The following is a 19,724-nucleotide window of genomic DNA, read 5'->3' as shown; positions in this document are numbered from 1 at the left end:
GGTGGTGCCGGTCGCGGGCGGGGCGTCGCCCCCGCCGCCCTTGAACATGGTGTCGATCGCCTTCGAGACGGCGTCCTTGACGCCCGGGATCAGGGTGAACAGGAAGCCGATGATGGCGGCCGCGACCACGATGAGGGCCGCGTACTCGAAGGCGCTGGCGCCCCGGTCGTCGCGCTCGGCGCGGGCTTCGATGCGGTCCCGGAGGAAGGTCTCCAGGGACACCAGAACAGGCAGGAGGGGATTCATGGTATTCCTTCCGGGACATTTCCTGAGGTCCTCGACTGCTTAGGACATTAGGAAATCCCGCCGCCCGCTCCCAGGGCCCGAAGGCCCAAACCGCGCCGGGTGCGGGCCCCTTCTCCGGTAGGGCCCACGGGCCCAGCCGGCGGTTCACCGGTCGTCCTCGCGGAGGCCCATCCAGCGCGCGATGGCCTCCGCGCGGGAGGTGACGCCGAGCTTGGCGTAGATCCGGTTGACGTGGTTCTTCACGGTCTTCTCCGCGAGGAAGGAGCGCCGCGCGATCTCCCCGTTGGAGTAGCCCTGCACGATGAGGCCCATCACCTCGGCCTCCCGCGCCGACAGCCCGTACCGGGCGGCCGGATCGGACGGCGCCGGGGCCGGGTCCGGGTCCGGCGGCGCGGCGGCGGGCGCGGCCGCGTCCCCCCGGACGGCGCCGACGAGCGCGGACACGGCGGCCTCCGACAGGGGGTGGTGGCCGGCGATGGCGCCGTGGACGGCGGCGGTGAGCTCCTCGGGGGTGAACGAGCCGTGCACCAGGTAGCCGAGGGCGCCCTTGGCGATGGCCGCCCGCACCACCTCGGGGTCGCTCGTGTAGGTCAGCATGATGACGCGGGTGGTGCGGCTGAGGATCTCGGCGGCGGCGACGCCGTCCATCAGCGGCATCCGCACGTCCAGCAGGACGAGGTCGGGGGTCAGCCGCTCGGCGAGGGAGAGCGCGGTCCGGCCGTCTCCGGCCTCGCCGACGACCTCGATGCCGGCGGCCTCCAGCAGCGACACGAGGCCGGACCGCACGACCACGTTGTCGTCGGCGACGACCACTCGGGGCCTGTCCATGCTCGCCTCCATGCTCAGCTCACCTCTGCGGGCTCGTCGTCGCGGCGGGCGGGCAGCCGCGCGGTCACCAGGGTTCCGGCGCCGGGCCGCGAGTCGACCCGGACGGTGCCGCCGACGATGCCGGCGCGCTCGTGCAGGCCGATGAGGCCGTAGTGGCCCTCGCCCGCCAGCTCCACCAGCTCGCGCGGCTGGAAGCCGAGTCCGTCGTCGTGGACGGTCAGCACCACGTCGTCGCCGTCGCGGTGCAGGCCGACGCGCACGGTCCGGCCGTGCGCGTGCCGCTCGACGTTGGTGAGGGCCTCGCCGAGGATCGCCAGCAGCTCGTAGCGGGCGTCCACCGACGGCTCGGGGCAGTCGTCGACCGCGAGGGCGACGGTGACGCCCGCGGTGGCGCCCCACTGCTCGGCGGTCCGGCGGACCGTCTCGTCGAGCGGGGCGGCCAGCGGGTCGTCGCGGAGCCGGGTGAGCAGGTCGCGGGCCTCCAGCGAGGCGGTCTCGCAGGCGCTCGCGATGCGCCGCGCCTCGGCGGCGGCGCGCGTCTGGTCGCGCGCCAGCCAGTTCGGGAGGGCCGAGGCGGCGAGGTTGATGCCGCGCAGCGTCTTCGCCAGCGAGTCGTGGAACTCGCGGGCGAGCCGGGCGCGCTCCTGGGCGGCGGCGGCCTGCGCCTCGGCGGCGCGGCGGGCGGCGGTCTGCGCGTCGTGCTCGTCCAGCAGCCGCCGCAGCGTCGCGCCCGCGAACCCGGCCAGCAGGTAGAAGCACGGCTGCCCGATCAGCGTCTGGAAGGGCACGACGGCGAGGACGTCGCGGGCCGCCGTCGCGGTGTAGGCGGCGAAGTAGCAGGCGATCTGGAGGGCGGCGACCGCGAGCATCCCCTGCCAGCGGTAGAGCAGCCCGGCCAGCGTCGCCGTCACCACCGTGGACAGGAAGAACGGCCCGGCGACGCCGCCGATGCCGAGGATGGTGAAGGAGACGCACACGTCCACGGCGAACAGCAGCGGATGCGCCGCGACCAGCGGCACGACCCGGCACCAGTTGCGCGCCGCCAGCCACGACAGCACCACGATGGACAGCACCAGCAGGAACTTGGCGACGGTGAGCTCGTCGCGGGGGAGCAGCAGCAGGGTGACGGCCGCGATGAGCAGCCGGATCTGCATGAGCATGCGGAAGGCGTCGCCCGCCCGCTCGGGCAGCGCCGCCGGGCCGCCGGGCCGCTCAGAAGCCGAAGAGCCCACCCGACCCCACCCCCGAGCCGTACCAGAGGGCGGAGATGACGACCAGCATGAGCGCCGGCAGCGTCATCCCCATGGTGACCGCGGTGATCTTGGGTGTGGTGCGCTGGGCCTTGCGCTTGGCCCACTGCGCCGAGTCGCGCCGCATGTCGTTGCCGATGTCGGTGAGCGCCGCGTTGAGCGGGGCGCCGAGCTCCTCGGCCTGCAGGAGCGCGGTGACGAACTGGTTGAGCGCCTCGGAGTTGTTGCGCTCGCGCATGTCCTCGAAGGCGTCCCGGCGCGGGGTGCCGAGCTCCATCTGCTGGAGCGCGACGGTGAACTCGTCGGCGAGCGCGCCCGGCATGTTCTCGGTGACGCGCGACAGGGCGAGCCGGAAGCTCAGCCCGGCGCTGACGGTGACGGCGAGGACGTCGAGGAAGTCGGGCATGGACCGTTGGATGTCGTCCTGGCGGGTCACCTTCTTGCCGTACAGGTTCACTTCCGGCTGCACCACGCCGCACGCGACGAGGAACCCCAGGAAAGGGTGCCCCTTGACGGCGAGGCCGAGCCCGAGCAGGCCGAACAGCACCGCGTAGCCCGCGACGCGCCGCGCGTGGCCCTCCACGGTGAGCCCGCCGGGGCGGCCCGCCGCGTCGATGCGCTTGCGGATGCGCGCCCGCCAGGGCGCGACGAGGTCGGCGGCGGGCCGGGCGAAGGGGGTGCCGAGCAGGTCGGCGACCCGGTCCAGGATGAAGACCTCCGACCCCTTGCGGGCGCCGCGGGGGACCTCGACGAGGCCGACGGCGACCCGGTCGCCGGAGGTGCGGAGCGCGAACCCCCACACGCCGACGAGGACGCAGAGCGCCGCGCCGGCGGCGAGCAGCAGGACCGTCATCGCCGCCTCACACGTCGATCCGGGTGAAGCGGCGGATGACGATCAGGCTGGTCACGAAGAGCACCGCGGCGGCGGCCAGGATGACCTGGCCGACCAGGTGCTCGCTCATGGTGCGCAGCGCGCCCGGCTGGATGACGTTCACGAGGGCGACGCCCGCGACGCAGAGCACGCCGATGGACCAGTTGGTGACGACCGCCTCCCCCATGATCGTCTTGACCTCGCGGCGGATCTCCTTGCGCTCCTCCAGCGTGGTGCCGATGGCGCGCAGCGCGGTGATCAGCGAGCCGCCGGCCCGCGACGACACCACCAGCGTGCTGATCAGGACGCCGAGCTCGCGGGACGGCAGCCGCTCGCCGAGGTCGTGCAGGGCGTCGTCGAGGGACTGGCCGAGCCGCAGGGCGTCGACGGTGCGCCGCAGCTCCTCGCCGGCCGGGTCGGCGAGCTCGTCGGCGGCGATCTCCAGGGCGGTGCGCATCGCCAGGCCGGCGTTGGTGGCGTTGGACAGGACGCGGGCGAGCTCGGGGAGCTGGGCGATGAACTCCTCGCGGCGCTGCTCCTCGCGGCGCCGCAGGAAGCCGAGGATCAGGAAGACGACGCCGACGGCGGCGGCGATCCCGAACACCGGCGCGATCCACTTGCCGATGAGCACGACGGCGGCGGCGCTCGCCGCCAGCATCGCCAGCGCCAGCGTGGACACCCGGATCCGCGTCCCGGACGCGGCGATGCGGCGTTCCAGCAGCCTGCCGACGGCGGTGCGGCGGAGCGCGGCGTCGATGCGGTGCATCCGGACCGTCGCGGCGGTGGTGGTGCCGAGCTCGCTGCGGGCGACGAGGCGGCGGGCGTCGCCCCAGCCGGCGACGAGGTCGCCGAGCGCCCAGACGGCGAGGGCGAGCGTCACCGCGAGCATGGCGAGGATGGCGGGGAGCGGAAGGGTCATGTGGGGGGCCTCACTGCCTGGTGCGCGGGCGCGGCGCCGTAGGCGGGCGGCGGGCCCTCGCCGGTGTGGAAGAGCCGGTCGAGCAGCACCGGCGGGAGCGCGTAGGGGCGGAAGCGGCCGCGGACCGAGCGGTCGGGGGCGAGCGGCTCGGCCTCGAACCGCATGACCGACTGGAGCCGGGCGTCGCCGTCGCGGGCCGGGACGAGCGCGGCGATGTCGGTGATCCGCCGCGAGCCGTCGGGGCCGCGGCTGAGCTGGACGATGACGTCGATGGCGCTGTGGATCTGGTCGCGGATCGCCTCGAACGGCAGCTTGACGTCGCTCATGCTGGCGAGCGTGCGGAGCCGGTGCACGGTGTCCTCGGTCGAGTTGGCGTGCACGGTGACGAGCGACCCGTCGTGGCCGGTGTTCATGGCCTGGAGCATGTCGAGGGTCTCGCCGCCGCGGACCTCGCCGACGATGATGCGGTCGGGCCGCATCCGCAGCGCGTTGCGGACGAGGTCGCGGATGGTGATGGCGCCCTTGCCCTCGATGTTGGGCGGCCGCGACTCCAGCGGCACCACGTGCTCCTGCTTGAGCTGGAGTTCGGCGGAGTCCTCGATGGTGACGATGCGCTCGTGCTCGGGGACGAACGCCGACAGCGCGTTCAGCATGGTGGTCTTGCCGCTGCCGGTGCCGCCGGAGATGACGATGTTGACGCGGGCGCGCACCAGCGACGCGAGCAGCATGCCGGTGGAGGCGTCCATGGAGCCCATGCCGACGAGCTCCTGGACGGTGTAGGCGCGCGGGAAGCGGCGGATCGTCAGGATCGGGCCGGACAGCGACAGCGGCGGGATGATGACGTTGACGCGCTCGCCGGTCGGCAGCCGCGCGTCGACCATGGGGCTGGACTCGTCCACCCGGCGGTTGACCTGCGCGACGATGCGGTCGATGGTCTGGTACAGCTGCTCCTCGCTGGCGAACCCGCCGTCCAGGCGGGTGAGCCGCCCGGCCCGCTCGATGAAGATCGCGTCCGGGCCGTTGACCATGATCTCGGTGATGTCGGGGTCGGCGAGCAGCGGTTCCAGCACGCCGAGGCCGAGCGCCTCGTCGACGACCCGGCGCACCAGGCTGTTGCGCTCGGCGGGCGCGAGCACCGGCCCCTCGCCGGTCACCAGCAGGCCGGTGACCTTCTCCAGGCGGGCCCGCCGCTGCGCCATCGTCAGCGTGGCGAGCTCGTCGAGGTCGACCTCCTCCAGCAGCCGCCGGCGCCAGTGCGCCACGGTGGTGCCGCCGACCCGGTCGCCGTTCGCGCGGTCCTTCTCCAGCCGGTCCTTCAACGCCATCGCTCACCCCAGCGGCATGGTGACGGTACGGGACACCTTCACGTCGAGCGGCACGCCCTTCCAGAGGAGGGGCAGCTTCGCGTCGACCCTGCAGTAGACGGCGTCCTCGCCGGACACCCTCGCCGCGCCCCCCTGGATGCGGTAGTCGTTGATCCAGCGGGGCCGCGCCGTCATCGCGTACGCGCGGCAGCGGCCGGCGTCGTAGTGCTGGCTGGCCTGCCGGGCGCCGGTGCGGGCGATGTTCTCCACCCGCTCGACGGTGGTGGAGGCGATGTAGCCCTGGTAGGCGATCAGCATGAGGAACAGCGCGACCGGCAGCACGGCGGCGAACTCGACGGCGGCGGCGCCGCGGTCGCCGCCCCGGCGGGCTCCGGGCGGGCGCGGGGTCGTCATCGTCCGTCCTCTCCCTCGCGGACGATCCGGGCGCGGGCGGTGATGCCCCACGTGCTGCGCAGCCCGGGGAGCAGCACGGGGGTGTCGATGGTGACGACGGCGTAGTCGCCGGTGACGGCGAACCGCAGGTGGCCGGCGTCCTTCCACTTGCCGTGCAGGCGCGCCACGGCGCGGGCGCGGACCTCCTGCCGCGCCTTCGGGGTGTCGTAGCCGAGGACGGCGGCGGCCCGCGCGCCCTCGTTCGCGGCGTGGCTGGCGTAGGTGGAGGTGAGGCCGACCAGCACGATCTGCCAGACGAGCAGCATCAGCAGGACGATGAACGGGAACAGCGCGGCGAACTCGAAGGAGACGGCGCCGCCGTCGCGGGCGCGCTTGCCGCCGAGGCCGCGTCCCGCCTCGTCGGGCGCCCGGGCGACGCCGAGGTCGAGGGCGAGCCGGGCGACGGACTTGCGGAAGTCGGCGTTCTTGACGGCGGCGGGCGAGCCGAGGTTGGCGGCCTCCTCCAGCGCGCGGAACGCGGCCGGGACGGTGACGCCGAGCAGCGGCGACCCGACCATGCGGCGGGCGAGGTCGGGCTGGATCTCGTTGCGCCGGTCGTGCTTGGTGAGCAGGACCGACACGTCCTCCTCCTTGCGGATGCCGAGCCGCGAGAACATCTGCGTGAGGCGCCGCGCGGAGCGGAGCGCCGGCACGTCCGGGGTCGCGACGACGACCACCGTGTCGGCGAGCTCGACCGCGACGGCGCCGGCGTCGGCGAGGTGGGTGCCGCCGTCCACGATCACCACGTCGTAGCGGGACCGCAGCACGCTCATGATCTGCCGGACGGCGCGCGAGGAGATCTCCTCGGCGTCCTCGCCGCGGGCCGGCGCGAGCAGCAGGTGCGGGCCCTCGGGGTGCACGAACAGCGCCTCGGCGACGACGGCGCCGGCGAGCTCGCCGCCCGCCGCGGCGGCCAGGTCGGCGATGCTGTGCCGGTGCTGGACGTCCAGGAAGGCGGGCAGGTCGCCGTTCTGCAGGTCCATGTCGACGAGGCAGACGCGGCGCCCCGCCTTGGCGACGGCGATGGCGAGGTGGACGGCCGCGGTGGTGGTGCCGACGCCGCCCTTGGCGCCGCAGAGCGTGACGAGGGTGGCGAGGCGGCCGTTGTTGGCGGCCGGCTCGCCGGCGTCGAAGTGGCGGCGCATCGCGCGCGACCACTCGGCGGCCTGCTCGACGCGGCTCTGCAGCTCGGCGAGGGTCGGGTCGCCGGTCACCGCGCCGCGGGCGCCCGCCGCCATCGCCGCGGCGAAGGTGTCGGCGTCGGCGCCGTCGGCGATGAGGACGACGGCGAGCTGCGGGTAGCGCGACACCAGGTCGCGGACGAGGTCGAGGGCGGGCAGCGGGCCGAGGCCCTCGTGCACCAGCACCACGTCGAGGCCGGGGCTGGTGGCGACGGTGCCGGCGACGTGCTCGGAGGTGGACTCGGTCGCCACCACCTCGATGTCGGGCAGCTCCCGGAACTGCCCGCGCAGCGTGGTGGCGAGGGCGGGGTCGGCGACGCCGAGGAGGACCTGCAGGGGCACCGTCATCACCTCGCGGGGACCGTCTCACACACCGGCGGCAGTTTGACGTTGTCGGCGCCCTGCCCGGTTCCGCCGATCAGCGCCAGCCTGATCTTGCTGGCGAAGCTCTCCTCGCGGGCGAGCTTGAGGCTGTCGGCGGCCTGGAGCGCGAAGGTGATGGGCACCGCCGACTGGGGGCCGGTGTTCTCCTTGGTGGACTTCACGCTGGTGAGCTGGCCGATCTGGATGACCCGCGCCGCCTTGACGATGCGGGCCGCGCAGGACCGCTGCTTCTGGGCGTCGGGGGTGGTGTAGGTCGCGTAGATGTCGACGTACATGCCCTTGTGGACCTTGCCGGCCACGCCGGTCTCCGCGTCGATCATGATGGCGATCTCGCGCTGCCCCGGCTGCAGGGTCGGGCCCGGGACGAGCATCCCGGCCTGCAGGTAGGCGCCCGTCCGCAGGTCGGCGGCGGCGACCTGGCCGTCCAGCTCGCCGAGATCGGTGATCATGCCGGCGGGCGACCACTTGCGCGGGATCTGCATCCGCTGCAGGTCGGCGGACGTCACCGGGGCGTAGGCGGCGACGTCGTGGCGGAGCACCAGCACGTCGGTCTTGACGCCGACCTCGGCGCGCACCGAGCCGACGTAGCCGATGACGCTGATGAAGACGGCGACCGAGCCGAGCGCGGCCAGGAGCATCAGCAGCACTCCACGTCGCTGGCGGGGGTTCATGGAACTCCGATCCTTGTCGGCGCTGCCGGGGGAGGGTCAGCGGTCCTTCGGCGACCCGAAGCTGACGGTGTCGGTGCGGCCCGGCCACTCGTCGTCGTCCGGATCGGGCGGGGCGGGGGGCGGTGCGGCCGGTGCCGCGAGCGGGACGACCGGGCGGGGGGTCTCGGGCCGGGTCACCGCCGGCGGCGGGGGAGCGGCGGGGGCGTCGGGGACGGTCCGCGGCGGAGCGGGGGCCGCCGCCTGGAACGGTCCGCCGCCCTGCGGCGCGGCGGCGGGCGGGGACGGGGGAGCGGGCGGGAGCGGCATGGCGCAGAACGGGCACGCCGGCAGGTCGGCGGCCTCGCCGCACCACGTGCAGCGCCGGTAGGCCATGGCGCGCAGTGTCGAGTGCAGGGCCTGCGCGTGCGCGCTGAACGCGACGAACTCGGCGTACCTCTTCGTGCCCCAGAACTCGGTGCCGAGCGGCTGCGCGGGCACCTCCACCGCCGACGACGCGCCGACGGCGGGGAACAGCTCGCGCCGCACCCACTCCACGTCGCCGCCGCTCGGCGCGACGATCAGCCGCACCGGCGCGGGGGGACGCGCCGCGATCGCCTGCACGGGCCGGGCGTCGGTGATGCGGTGCACGCCGCCCTCGGGCGCCGCGCACACCGAGAAGCCGCTGCGGGGCAGGAAGGAGCTGACGTGCGCGCCGAGCCCGGTGGGGACGTGCTCCAGGTGCGTCACGCTGTTCACCCACGCCCCGGCGTACACCGACCCGACGAGGCGCACGGCGAGGCTGGCGAGGACGCCCGCCTGCACGTAGGGGGCGGCGAACGCGAGCTGGTCGGCGACGAGCGACAGCGCGAGCGGCGGCAGCGCGAGCGGCAGCGCGGCGACCCGGTCGGTGAGCCGCGCGGCGCGGGCGAGCGCGACGAGCCGCCCCGCCTCCGCGGGCCGCCACGACGGGTAGAGCACCAGCACCGCGGCCCGGGTGTCGAGCTCGGCCGCCACCAGGTCCAGGAACGTCGGGGCGCCGCGCGCCTCGGCGGGCAGCGTGACCCGCTGCGCCGGGGCCGCCCCGAGCACGCCGGTGCTCGGGAAATCGCCGAGGAGCAGGACGGCGGTCACCGGAGCTCCCGGAAAGGCCGGCCGCCCGCCGGCGGTGACGCGGCGGAACGGCGTATTACGGACGGGTTAACAATCAGAACGGAACTCCTTCGGGCGAAGAAGCTTGATCAGGGGGAGAACATTAAGGACCGTTGCGGGCTTTGTCCACCGCCCTCACGGCAAGTGCTGGTGCGACGCGGGAATCGTCATTGAATTGAGGCGCGAGTTCACCCTGGTGTCCTTTTCCGGTCACGCTGGGGAGGTTTCTCGCCGGGACCGGAATCGGCGACGTTCGGTAGGGACCCCGGACCCTGGGCAGACGGCGGCCCGCGCTCTACCGTTCGATCATGCGACCCGATCTCCCGCGGTCACTGGCCTCGGCCTGGCTCCTGTCGGCCGCCGTGGCCGCCGTCGCGCTGCCGGCGGCGCGCGCGCTGGCGCCGCCGGACCGTCCGGGCGAACCGGTCGACGAGTACGCGCAGGTCATGCGCGTGCACCTGCCGTGGACGCTGTTCTGCGTGGCGATGGCGTTCGCCGCGGGCGTGTACCTGCGCGACCAGCCCCGGGCCCGCTGGCGGGCCGCGGGCGGCCTGCCCGCCCCGCTGGCGGCGACCGCGCTCGGCGCCGTCCTCGGCGTCCCGACGTTCGGGACCGCCGTCGGCGTCGGCCTGCACCTGATCGAGGCCCTGCTCGCCGTCGTGCTCGGCCTGTCGCTGGCGACGGCGCTCGCCGACCGCCAGGACCGCGGCGCCCGCCGCCGCCGTCCGGCCGCGCGGCGGTCCGGCAGGTGACATGCTGGGCGCCCGGAACCCCGCCGGGCGCGCCCGGCCACCCTGGAGGAGGGGCGTCCATGCCGCCGGACCAGAGCGACGCCGACGCCGTCCTCGGCACGACCGCCGCGGACGAGGGCGCGGGCGCGTCCGGGACCGCCTGGTCCCGGCACGCCGACTGGACCGAGCCGCTGCGGCGGCGGCCGCTGCCGGTGGCGCTCGCCGCGCTCGCCGTCGCGGCGCTGCTCGCCTGGCGCGCCGGGCCGCGGCCCGACGCCGCCGCGCTCGCCTACCTCGGCGCCGTCGGCGTCGTGCTGAGCGCCGTGGACGTGGCGCTGGAGCGGCTGCCCGACCCGCTGACCCTCACCGGCTACCCGATCGGCGCCGCCCTCCTCGGCGGCGCCGCGCTCTTCACCGACGGCGGGGGCGGCCGCTACCTCGCCGCGCTCGCCGGCATGGCGGGGCTCGGCCTGCTGTTCGCGGCGCAGTGGTTCCTCGTCCCGCGCGCGATGGGGTTCGGGGACGTGAAGCTGTCCGGCGTCCTCGGCCTCTACCTCGGCTGGTTCGGCTGGCCCGCCTGGGCGCTCGGGCTGTTCGCGATGTTCGCGCTCGGCGGCGTCTTCGCCGTCCTCATGCTCCTCGCCCGCAGGGCCGGGCGCCGGACGTCGTTCCCGTTCGGCCCCTTCATGGTCGCCGGGACCGTCCTCGCGGTGCTCGTGCACGCCTGACCGATTGGGTCTGTGGGCCCTGTCGGGGGCCGTCGCGGCAGGGCTACGGTCGCGGGGACAAGCGACCGATCTTGCGTCGATGGGGCCCGGATGCTGCGGCGGATCAGGTACGGACGGCGCGCCGGCGGGGACGCCGGCCTGGCGACCTCCGCGCTCGTGGTCGGCATGGCGCTGCTGCTGACCGCGGGCGTCCTCGTCTTCGGCCGCCTCGGGCAGGCCAGCGACCTGCGCCAGCGCGCGCAGATCGGCGCCGACGCCGCCGCCATCGGCGCCATCGCGCCGCTGCGCGACCAGGCGGTCTCGCTGGTGATGGAGGGCATCGACCCCGCCGCCGCCGGCTACTGGTCGGTGCGTGACGAGCCCGAGGTGCCGGCGGGCAAGTACGCGGGCGAGAACAACGCCGTCCTCCGCAAGGTGACGCTGAGCGGGGCGACGGGCGACACCGCCCAGGTGAGCGTCGCGACCAAGGAATGCCAGCTCAAGCGCAAGGACGAGCTCTCCGCCAAGGAGAAGGAGGACCTGCGCAACCGGCGCAACCTGTGCACCGACGCCGCCGGCAAGAAGGGCATCGGCCGGGTGGGGGCGGCGACGGCGGTCGCCAAGCTGATCCTGCCGCACTGCGTCTTCCTCCCGGCCGACCCGCTGCCCGGCGACACCGGCATCGCCGGGGCCGTCAGGGTGGTCTGCGACGGGGTGACCGCCTACCCGGTCGCCGACCGCGCCGCCCTCACCCGCGTCTTCAAGATCCGGCTGGTCGACCAGCCCAGCGCGGTGCCCTACACGGGCCAGCCGACCGGCCTCGTGGCGGGCGGCGGAGCGGTGGTGAACCACTGCGCCACCGACGGCAGCGTGCCCGCCGAGAACCTGCCCTTCGGAGCGCGGGTCGTCGCCTGGGCCCTCTGCTACCTCGGCACCCCCTACTCGTGGGGCGGCGGCGGGCCGAGCGGCCCGAGCCTCGGGATCTGCTGCTCGCCGGGCGGCTACAGCGGCGCCCGGACCGTCGGTTTCGACTGCAGCGGCCTCACCCTGTTCGCCGTGTACCAGGCGTCCAAGGGCCGGATCGCCCTCGGGCACTACACCGGCGACCAGATCAGCGACTCGCGCGGGACGGTCGTGACGGGCCAGATGGAGGCCGGCGACCTGATCTTCTACGGCAATCCGACCCACCACGTCGCCATCTACTACGGCGACGGGAAGATGGTCGAGGCGCCGCAGACCGGCCTGAACGTGCGCGTCACCCCGGTCCGCGGCGGCGTGAGCGGCGTCCGGCGCTTCGGCTGACCCGCGTCCCCGCAGGTGCCCGGAGGGCCCTGCCGATTAGGGCCCGCACATTGGGCCCCAGGACTCTGGGAGCGATCACCGGAGCTTCCTAGCATCTCGGCCATGCCAGCACGAATCGGGCTCCACCCGGGCGGCGAGCGGCGGGACCGGGGCGCCTCGGCCACCGAGTACACCGCCCTGCTCGTCCTCGCGGGCCTGATCATCGTGGCGCTGCTGCTGCTCGTCCCGAACCCCGTCCAGTCGGGGGTGCGGGCCGCGATCTGCACCATGTTCGGCGGCAAGGACTGCGGCACGTCCGCGCCGTTCGAGTACAAGCCGCCGACCTCCGCCTGCCTGCTCAGCTCCAATTCCAAGAAGGTCGGCGGATCGGTCACCATCTTCTCCATCAAGATCGGCCAGAATTTCCAGGTCGTGAAGATGCGGACGGCCGACGGAAAGGTCAAGGTGATGGTGGTCCCGGTCGACTACAAACTCGGGGCCGAGGCCGAGGTCGGCGGGAAGTTGCAGTTCGGCAAGGGAAGTTTCGGGGGCGAGCTCGGTGCCAAGGTCGAGGGGTCGGTGAACCTCAAGTACGGCGACACCTGGGTCTTCAAGGACGACAAGGAGGCCAGCGACTTCATCGACAAGATGAAGTGGGACGTCCTGCACAAGGAGGGCGAGAAGCTGAGCCCCGGCCTCTGGCTCTGGGACAAGGCCACCGGCTGGAAGCCGAAGGCCCGCGACCCCGACATCAGCCAGGTCGAGGTCGGCGTCGAGGGCGTGCTGAAGGGCACCGCCGGGTTCGGCAACCTCACCACCGGCTCCGACGGCAAGAAGAAGGTCACCGACATCGGCACCGGCGCCGAGGTCGAGGGCAAGGCGGGCGACGCGGTGATCGTCACCACCGACAAGAGCGGCGCCGCCAAGGACGGGTTCCCGAAGACCTCCTACACCTTCCAGGTGAAGGGCTCCTACAAGCTCGGCGCGAAGGTGATCGGGTACGGGCCGGGCGGCGAGCGCTCCTACACCGGGCAGACCAAGGTCACCTACGACAAGGACGGCCGGCTGCTCAGCGTCACCTGGATCACCACCCAGGAGGAGAACGCCAGCGAGGGGTTCAAGAACCCGGGCAAGAACAACGGCTCGGTCAAGGGCACCGACAAGAAGGTGTCGGTGACGACCACCACGCTCAACTTCGACGACTCCAACCGCGCGCTCGGCGAGAAGTGGATCCACGACAACGCGTTCCTGATGCCGCTGCAGACCGTCCGCAACACCTTCGACCAGGACGGCCCGCTGGTGACGCGCGACCCTGGACCCGGCGGGGATCCGTTCGACAAGCTGATCTACGACCGGGGCGTGGTGAGCCGGAACACCTACGCGGGCGACGTGGACGAGTTCAAGATCGCCGCGGAGATCGCGGCGGAGCTGAAGTTCGGCATCGAGGGGGGTTACGAGGGTGAGAAGCAGACGCTGGTCGGTTCGCAGTATCTCGGCGCTCCGCAGAACGGGCAGCGGACGTTCCAGGACTGGCCCGAGTGCACGACCGGGTAGCGCGCCGCCCCGCGGCCGGCTCGGCGCCGTCCTCGCGGCGGGCGCGGTGCCGCTGCTGGTCGCGGCCTCCTGCTCGGCGGGGGGCGGCGACGGCGCCACCCCGCGCGGGTACGTGCGGATGCAGGCGCCCGCCCTGTCGGTGGCGCGGCCGGGCGACTGGACGAAGGGCCCCGACGCGTCCCTGCCGCTCTCCGCGCAGGCGCCGGACCGGAGCGCCCTCCTCGAAGCGGTCCTGGACGTCTCCGACCACGGCAGCGCCGGCACCCTGGAGTCCATCAGCTCGGCCGGGGCGCTGCTGCGCGCCAAGGACTACCACCGCACCGGCAGCAAGGACATCAAGGTGAAGGGCGCGCGGGCCGCCCACCGCACCGACTACACCTTCACCGACTTCCGCGGCGCGGGCGGCCCCGGCCAGGGCGCCGACATCGGCGTCCTCGGCGAGGACGACCACGTGCACACCGTCCGGATCACCTGGGCGCGCGGGAAGCTGCCCCGCGACGTCGTCGACGGGATCATCGGCTCGATCCGGGTCGGCTGAGATGGTCCGGCTGCTGAGCGGCTGGGCCGCCGCCCTCGTCGTCTGGCTCGTCGGGTTCACCGTCGTGTCCCAGCTCGCGGGCGGCGCCGAGGGGCCGGCGACGCTGTCGGCCTTCGACCGGCTCGTCCGCCTCGACGTCCCCTGGATCCTGATCAGCGCGCTCATGGTGATCGTGACGGGGGCGTTCTGCCGCGACCGGACGCGGCTCGCCCGCTGGCTGCCCAGCCTGCTGCTCATGCCCGCGCTGGCGATCCTCGCCGGGCTCGCGGGCGTGGCGGCCGGGGCCGTCGATCCCGCCGCGGGCGCGCTGTCCGCCGCCGAGGGCGTCGGCGGCGCCGCGATCGGGCTGCTCGTGGCCGCCCGCATCGCGGAACGCGAGAAGGAAGGCGGCGGGTACTGGTGACCGGCTGGTTCGCGGCGCTGGTGTTCCTGGCGTTCGGCGCGGGGTTCGTGATCGGGGGCGTCCACCGGTTCCGCACGACGCGCGCGTTCCTGGCGTCGGCGCGGCGCGCCTGGGGCGTGGTCGAGGACGTGCGCGTGGTGCGCTCCACCGACTCCAACGAGTACTTCCCGGTGCTGCGGTTCCGCACCGCCGAGGGCGCCGACGTCCGGACGGTCGGGGAGCTCCCCGGCAGCGCGTGGGAGCTCCAGCAGAGCAAGGGCCGCAGCGTCCCGGTGCTCTACGACCCCGCCGACCCGGATCGGGCGCGGGTGGACACCGCCGGGAACCGCGGGGCGTCCGGCGCCGTCGGGCTCGTCGCCGCCGGGTGCGTCCTCGCCCTCATCGGCGTCGCGATCCTCGTCGGGACCGCGCGCTGACCTGTGTGATGATCGGGCGGTGAGCAACCTGGACCCCCGCCCGTCCGAACGGCCCCTCGGCGGACGCGGCGACGTCGCCCACGCGCCCGTCCGCGAGCTGCTGAAGCCCCGCGAGGTGCCGCTCGGCGGCAGCACCGTCGTGCGGCGGCTGCTGCCGACGCTCGGGCGCCGCATGGTCGGCGCGTGGTGCTTCGTCGACAACTACGGGCCCGACGACATCGCCGGCGAGCCCGGCATGCAGGTGCCGCCGCACCCCCACATCGGCCTCCAGACGGTGAGCTGGCTGCACGGCGGCGAGGTGCTGCACCGCGACAGCCTCGGCAGCCTCGCGACGATCCGCCCGCGCGAGCTCGGCCTGATGACGTCGGGCCGCGCCATCTCGCACTCGGAGGAGTCGCCGCGCGAGCACCCGGCGATCCTGCACGGCGCGCAGCTGTGGGTGGCGCTGCCGGACGCGCACCGCCGCACCGCGCCCGCGTTCGAGCACCACCCCGACCTGCCGGTCGTCCAGGCGCCCGGCCTCACCGCGACCGTCATCCTCGGCGACCTCGACGGCGCGGTGTCGCCCGGCACCGCCTACACCCCGATCGTCGGCGCCGACCTCGCGCTGCGCGACGGCGCGGAGGCGCGGCTGCCGCTCCGCCCGGAGTACGAGTACGCGGTGCTCACCATGTCCGGGCGGACCGAGGTGGACGGCGTCCCCCTCGACCCCGGCTCGATGCTCTACCTCGGCCGCGGCCGCCGCGAGCTGCCGCTCCGCGCGTCCGCCGACAGCGGCCTGGTGCTGCTCGGCGGCGAGCCGTTCGAGGAGGAGCTCGTCATGTGGTGGAACTTCGTCGGCCGCACCCACGAGGACATCGCCGCCGCCCGTGCCGACTGGATGGGCGACGGCGGCCGCTTCGGCACCGTCCGCGGCTACGACGGGGCCCCCATCCCCGCGCCGGCGCTGCCGCCCACCCGGTTGAAGCCGCGCGGCCGCCGGGGCTGACCTGCGGAATCACCGGCGGCGTCCGGTGGTTGTGCCCGGTGTGAGGCATGGCGAGTACAAGGCGCCCGGCGCCAAGCTGGCGGCCGTCGACCTGGACGTGACGGACGGGCTGCTCCGCGATGTGCGCGTGAGCGGCGACTTCTTCCTGGAGCCCGACGAGGCCCTGGACGCGATCAACACCGCGCTGGAGGGCGCCCCGGCCGGGCTGGACGCCGACGGGCTCGCCCGCCGCGTCGAGGCCGCGCTGCCGCCGGGCACCGTCATGCTCGGCCTGTCGGCGCAGCAGGTCGGCGTCGCGGTCCGCCGCGCCCTCACCGGCGCCTCGGACTGGCGCGACCACGACTGGCGGCTGGTCCACGACGGGCCGCAGGAGCCCGCCCTGCACATGGCGCTCGACCAGGTCCTCGCCGAGGAGGTCGCCGCCGGGCGCCGCCCGCCGACGCTGCGGGTGTGGGAGTGGGCGTCCCCCGCGGTGATCATCGGGAGCTTCCAGTCGCTGCGCAACGAGGTGGACGCCGCGGCGGCCGCCGCGCACGGCGTCACCGTCGTCCGCCGGATCAGCGGCGGCGGCGCGATGTTCGTCGAGCCCGGCGACACCGTCACCTACTCGCTGTACGCGCCGGACTCCCTCGTCGCCGGCATGTCGTTCGCCGACAGCTACGCCTACCTGGACGACTGGGTGCTCGGCGCCCTCGCCGAGCTCGGCATCGACGCCTGGTACAAGCCGCTGAACGACATCGCCTCCGCCCACGGCAAGATCGGCGGCGCGGCGCAGAAGCGGCTCGCCGCCGGCGCCGTCCTGCACCACGTCACCATGTCCTACGACATCGACGCGGCCAAGATGACCGAGGTGCTGCGGATCGGCCGCGAGAAGATCTCCGACAAGGGCATCGCCAGCGCGCAGAAGCGCGTGGACCCGCTGCGCAGCCAGACCGGCCTGCCCCGCGAGGAGGTCATCGACCGCATGATCGCGCACTTCCGAGGGCGGTACGGGCTGGCCGCGGGCGGCGTCACCGACGCGGAGATGCGCCGCGCCGAGGAGCTCGCGGCCGGTAAGTTCGGTTCCCCGGACTGGACGGCCCGGGTGCCCTGAGCGCGGAACCTTCGGCCCCGCCCGTTCGTCTGCGCTGGCGAGGGCTGATCACAAGGAGGGTCCATGTCGTTGCAGAAGGGCGCCAACACCGCGGTGCCCGCTCCCGCCGTCCGCGTCGAGCTCGGCTGGCGGGGCGGCCTCGGCGTCCCGGACGCCGACGCGTCCGCGCTGCTGCTCGGCGCGGCGGGCAAGGTGCGCTCCGACGGCGACTTCGTCTTCTACAACCAGCCCGCCCACCCGTCGGGCGCGGTCCGGCACGAGGGCAAGCGGCGCGGCCCCGAGGTCGTCGACGCGCTCGCCGCCGACCTGGACCGGGTGGAGCCCGCGATCGAGAAGATCGTCATCGCGGCGTCGGCGGACGGCGGCACGTTCGGCGACTTCCAGGACCTGTACGTGCGGGTCCTCGACGCCGCGTCCGGCGCCGAGATCGCCCGCTACGACAGCACCGGCGCCACCACCGAGACGGCGTTCGTCCTCGGCGAGCTGTACCGGCGGCAGGGCGCGTGGAAGTTCCGCGCCGTCGGGCAGGGCTACGACAGCGGCCTCGCCGGGCTCGCCACCGACTTCGGCATCACCGTCGACGACGCGCCCGCCCCGCCGCCCCCGCCCGCCCCGGCGCCCGCTCCGCCCGCGCCGCCGCAGCCGCAGGCACCGCCGCCGCCGCAGGTGCAGGGCGGCCGGATCTCGCTGACCAAGAGCGCCCCGACGGTCTCGCTCACCAAGCAGGGCGCCACGTCCGGCCACATGCGCGTCAACCTCAACTGGTCGGCGCGCGAGGGCGCCGCGACCGGCCTGCTCGGCAAGCTGCGCCGCGGCGTCGACCTCGACCTGGACCTCTGCTGCCTGTGGGAGCTCACCGACGGCCGCAAGGGCATCATCCACGCCATCGGCGACATGGGCGCCCTCGACCGGCCGCCCTACATCCAGCTCGACAAGGACGACCGGAGCGGCGCCCGCGCGCAGGGCGAGAACCTCACCATCAACCTCGACCACACCGCCCGCTTCAAGCGCATCCTGGTGTTCGCCGAGATCTACGACGGCGCCCCCGACTTCCGCGGCCTGGACGCCGTCGCCACGCTGTCCCCGATCGGCTCCCCGCCCATCGAGATGCGCATGGACGACTGCACGGACGCCTCCCGCGACGCCGTCCTCGCCCTCATCGAGAACGTGAACGGCGAGCTGGTCGTGCACCGCGAAGGCCGGTTCGTCCTGCCGCCGCCCGGCCGGCCGCGCTGGGGCAAGCTCGCGGTGGACGAGGCGTACGGCTGGAACCTGGAGTGGGTCGCCTCCCGCGGCAAGGACTGATCGGCGAGGACCGGCCGGCGCTCAGCCGCGCGCGACGGCCTCGGCGAGGCGCTTGTCGCGGGCGACGCGCACGAGCGCGGCGGTGAACCGGGCGAGGTCCCTGTCGGGGACCTCGTCGGCCAGCCGCTTCGGGTCGGCGGGCAGGCCGAGCCGCTCGGCGCCCTTCAGCGCCTGCGCGTCGACGTAGGGGCGCAGCCACGGCCACATGGCCTGCGCCTCCCGGCAGAACACGTCCACGCCGACCGGGCCGATGCCCGGGAAGCGCCGCAGCAGCGCCGAGGCGCGCTCCAGGTCGCGGCCCGCCTCGACGGGCAGCCGCCGCAGGTCGCCGTTGTAGGTCTCCTGCACCTGCTCGGCCATGTCGCCGAGGCGCGTCGCGGTGCTCTCGTCGTAGCGGACGTAGCGCGCGCGGTCGAGCGCGTCGACCAGCGTCCGCCAGTCCAGCCGCGCGAGGCCGCGCGCGGTGCCCCCGCCCGCCGCGAACAGCTCGCGGGCGGCGGCGACGCCGATGTCGGCGGAGATGCGGGCGCTCAGCAGGTTCGCCAGCACCAGCAGCTTGAACAGGGCCGCGGGCTGGTCCTTCAGGGGGATGCCGGCCTGCTCGGCGAAGGTCTCCGAACCGGCCGCGCGCAGCAGTCTCCTGACGACAGTGTCCATGCCACCTACCTCCCGTTCACGGAGGTTTACCCAGCGGGCAAAGCGCGAGTCGCCCTGAGAGTCACATAAGGGTGAGTTGGCCTTCTCCGGCAAGGGGGTCGCGGTGGCGTTTGAGATGGCGCCAGCGCGGCAGGTCGTCCAGATAGGACCAGGACAGGCGGTGGTGCGGCGTCGGGCCGCGCTCCTCCAGCGCCGCCTGGTGGACGGGCGAGGGGTAGCCGGCGCTGTCGGCGAAGCCGTAGCCGGGGTGCGCGGCGTCCAAGTCGGCCATGAGCCGGTCGCGGTGCACCTTGGCGAGGACGGACGCGGCGGCGACGGTCACCGACCGCTGGTCGGCCTTGATCTCGGTGCGGACCTTCCAGGGCGCGCCGAGGAAGTCGTGCGCGCCGTCCAGCAGGACGAGGCCGGGCGGCGCGGGCAGCGCCTCCAGGGCGCGGACGGCGGCGCGGCGGAGCGCGGCGGTCATGCCCGCCTCGTCGATCTCCTCCGGCGACGCGGCGCCGATCGCGTGCCCGGCGAGCCAGCCCGGCAGGATCTCCGCGAACGCCTCCCGGTGCGCGGCGGTGAGCAGCTTGGAGTCGGTGAGGCGGACGGGACGGCCGCCGCGGCCGGGCAGCTCGGGCGGCGCCGACCCGTCGGCGACGGCGGCGCAGACGACGACGGGCCCGGCCCAGGCGCCGCGCCCGACCTCGTCCAGCCCGGCGATGCGGACGGCGCCGCCGAGGCGGGCGCGCAGCTCGTCCTCCACGGCGTAGCCGGCGTGGCGGGGGAGCGCGCCGGGGGCGGGGGCGGCGTCCAGGCCGGGCAGGGCGTCGC

22 protein-coding genes are annotated in these 19,724 nt (G+C 74.5%); 10 read left to right on the top strand and 12 right to left on the bottom strand.

Going from position 1 to position 19,724, the window contains the following annotated elements:
- The 10 genes from K1Y72_RS21420 to K1Y72_RS21375 all read right to left on the bottom strand — a co-directional run.
- A partial coding sequence (locus K1Y72_RS21420) for a hypothetical protein (RefSeq protein WP_220168179.1) occupies nucleotides 1–246 on the bottom strand: 246 nt, incomplete at its 3' end.
- A 144-nt stretch (nucleotides 247–390) separates the two neighbouring features.
- Complete coding sequence (locus tag K1Y72_RS21415; RefSeq protein WP_220168178.1) at nucleotides 391–1,074, bottom strand: response regulator; 684 nt, start codon at nucleotides 1,072–1,074, stop codon at nucleotides 391–393.
- A 14-nt stretch (nucleotides 1,075–1,088) separates the two neighbouring features.
- On the bottom strand, nucleotides 1,089–2,306 hold the full coding sequence (locus K1Y72_RS21410) for a sensor histidine kinase (protein WP_220168177.1): 1,218 nt from the start codon (nucleotides 2,304–2,306) through the stop codon (nucleotides 1,089–1,091).
- On the bottom strand, nucleotides 2,287–3,177 hold the full coding sequence (locus K1Y72_RS21405) for a type II secretion system F family protein (protein WP_220168176.1): 891 nt from the start codon (nucleotides 3,175–3,177) through the stop codon (nucleotides 2,287–2,289). Before K1Y72_RS21405 ends, K1Y72_RS21410 begins: the two co-directional genes overlap by 20 nt.
- A gap of 7 nt (nucleotides 3,178–3,184) precedes the next feature.
- A complete protein-coding gene (locus tag K1Y72_RS21400) occupies nucleotides 3,185–4,114 on the bottom strand; it encodes a type II secretion system F family protein (protein ID WP_220168175.1) in 930 nt (309 codons plus the stop codon).
- Nucleotides 4,111–5,439 (bottom strand): TadA family conjugal transfer-associated ATPase, encoded by a 1,329-nt coding sequence (locus K1Y72_RS21395; protein WP_220168174.1) that lies wholly within the window; start codon nucleotides 5,437–5,439, stop codon nucleotides 4,111–4,113. The genes K1Y72_RS21400 and K1Y72_RS21395 overlap by 4 nt, the downstream gene beginning before the upstream one ends.
- Before the next feature lie 3 nt (nucleotides 5,440–5,442).
- The gene (locus tag K1Y72_RS21390) at nucleotides 5,443–5,832 is read right to left on the bottom strand and encodes a TadE/TadG family type IV pilus assembly protein (protein ID WP_220168173.1); all 390 of its coding nucleotides are present in this window, start codon (nucleotides 5,830–5,832) and stop codon (nucleotides 5,443–5,445) included.
- Nucleotides 5,829–7,394 (bottom strand): CpaE/TadZ family protein, encoded by a 1,566-nt coding sequence (locus K1Y72_RS21385; RefSeq protein WP_220168172.1) that lies wholly within the window; start codon nucleotides 7,392–7,394, stop codon nucleotides 5,829–5,831. The genes K1Y72_RS21390 and K1Y72_RS21385 overlap by 4 nt, the downstream gene beginning before the upstream one ends.
- 5 nt (nucleotides 7,395–7,399) lie before the next feature.
- Nucleotides 7,400–8,107, bottom strand: coding sequence for a Flp pilus assembly protein CpaB (cpaB, locus tag K1Y72_RS21380; protein WP_220168171.1), 708 nt, complete (start codon nucleotides 8,105–8,107; stop codon nucleotides 7,400–7,402).
- A gap of 36 nt (nucleotides 8,108–8,143) precedes the next feature.
- Entirely contained in the window at nucleotides 8,144–9,217 is a 1,074-nt protein-coding gene (locus K1Y72_RS21375; RefSeq protein ID WP_220168170.1) for a hypothetical protein, read from the bottom strand.
- A 326-nt stretch (nucleotides 9,218–9,543) separates the two neighbouring features.
- Here K1Y72_RS21375 and K1Y72_RS21370 point away from each other — a divergent pair, with 326 nt between their 5' ends.
- The 10 genes from K1Y72_RS21370 to K1Y72_RS21325 all read left to right on the top strand — a co-directional run bounded on the left by K1Y72_RS21370 (nucleotide 9,544) and on the right by K1Y72_RS21325 (nucleotide 18,251).
- The gene (locus K1Y72_RS21370; RefSeq protein ID WP_220168169.1) at nucleotides 9,544–9,987 is read left to right on the top strand and encodes a hypothetical protein; all 444 of its coding nucleotides are present in this window, start codon (nucleotides 9,544–9,546) and stop codon (nucleotides 9,985–9,987) included.
- Nucleotides 9,988–10,046: 59 nt separating this feature from the next.
- Nucleotides 10,047–10,694 (top strand): prepilin peptidase, encoded by a 648-nt coding sequence (locus K1Y72_RS21365; protein ID WP_220168168.1) that lies wholly within the window; start codon nucleotides 10,047–10,049, stop codon nucleotides 10,692–10,694.
- A 90-nt stretch (nucleotides 10,695–10,784) separates the two neighbouring features.
- Entirely contained in the window at nucleotides 10,785–11,975 is a 1,191-nt protein-coding gene (locus tag K1Y72_RS21360; RefSeq protein ID WP_220168167.1) for a C40 family peptidase, read from the top strand.
- A 102-nt stretch (nucleotides 11,976–12,077) separates the two neighbouring features.
- A complete protein-coding gene (locus K1Y72_RS21355; RefSeq protein ID WP_220168166.1) occupies nucleotides 12,078–13,508 on the top strand; it encodes a hypothetical protein in 1,431 nt (476 codons plus the stop codon).
- Between the two features lie 46 nt (nucleotides 13,509–13,554).
- Nucleotides 13,555–14,046 (top strand): hypothetical protein, encoded by a 492-nt coding sequence (locus tag K1Y72_RS21350; RefSeq protein WP_220168165.1) that lies wholly within the window; start codon nucleotides 13,555–13,557, stop codon nucleotides 14,044–14,046.
- Between the two features lies 1 nt (nucleotide 14,047).
- The gene (locus tag K1Y72_RS21345) at nucleotides 14,048–14,449 is read left to right on the top strand and encodes a hypothetical protein (protein ID WP_220168164.1); all 402 of its coding nucleotides are present in this window, start codon (nucleotides 14,048–14,050) and stop codon (nucleotides 14,447–14,449) included.
- Nucleotides 14,446–14,865: a DUF3592 domain-containing protein gene (locus K1Y72_RS21340; RefSeq protein ID WP_220168163.1), complete on the top strand. Its 420-nt coding sequence runs from the start codon at nucleotides 14,446–14,448 to the stop codon at nucleotides 14,863–14,865. The genes K1Y72_RS21345 and K1Y72_RS21340 overlap by 4 nt, the downstream gene beginning before the upstream one ends.
- 19 nt (nucleotides 14,866–14,884) lie before the next feature.
- Entirely contained in the window at nucleotides 14,885–15,853 is a 969-nt protein-coding gene (locus K1Y72_RS21335) for a pirin family protein (protein ID WP_220168162.1), read from the top strand.
- A 40-nt stretch (nucleotides 15,854–15,893) separates the two neighbouring features.
- Complete coding sequence (lplAB, locus tag K1Y72_RS21330; RefSeq protein WP_220168161.1) at nucleotides 15,894–16,946, top strand: lipoate-protein ligase LplAB; 1,053 nt, start codon at nucleotides 15,894–15,896, stop codon at nucleotides 16,944–16,946.
- Between the two features lie 63 nt (nucleotides 16,947–17,009).
- Nucleotides 17,010–18,251, top strand: a complete 1,242-nt coding sequence (locus K1Y72_RS21325) for a TerD family protein (protein WP_220168160.1) — start codon at nucleotides 17,010–17,012, stop codon at nucleotides 18,249–18,251.
- A 21-nt stretch (nucleotides 18,252–18,272) separates the two neighbouring features.
- Here K1Y72_RS21325 and K1Y72_RS21320 read toward each other — a convergent pair whose 3' ends face one another.
- Complete coding sequence (locus K1Y72_RS21320; protein ID WP_220168159.1) at nucleotides 18,273–18,908, bottom strand: HhH-GDP family DNA glycosylase; 636 nt, start codon at nucleotides 18,906–18,908, stop codon at nucleotides 18,273–18,275.
- Nucleotides 18,909–18,969: 61 nt separating this feature from the next.
- A complete protein-coding gene (gene rnhB / locus K1Y72_RS21315; RefSeq protein ID WP_220168199.1) occupies nucleotides 18,970–19,707 on the bottom strand; it encodes a ribonuclease HII in 738 nt (245 codons plus the stop codon).
- Between the last annotated feature and the right edge of the window lie 17 nt (nucleotides 19,708–19,724).

This window comes from Actinomadura parmotrematis (assembly GCF_019458805.1).
GTDB lineage: Bacteria > Actinomycetota > Actinomycetes > Streptosporangiales > Streptosporangiaceae > Spirillospora > Spirillospora parmotrematis.
Note: the sequence above shows the minus strand (reverse complement) of the source record. Positions and strands in the feature narration are given on the sequence as shown.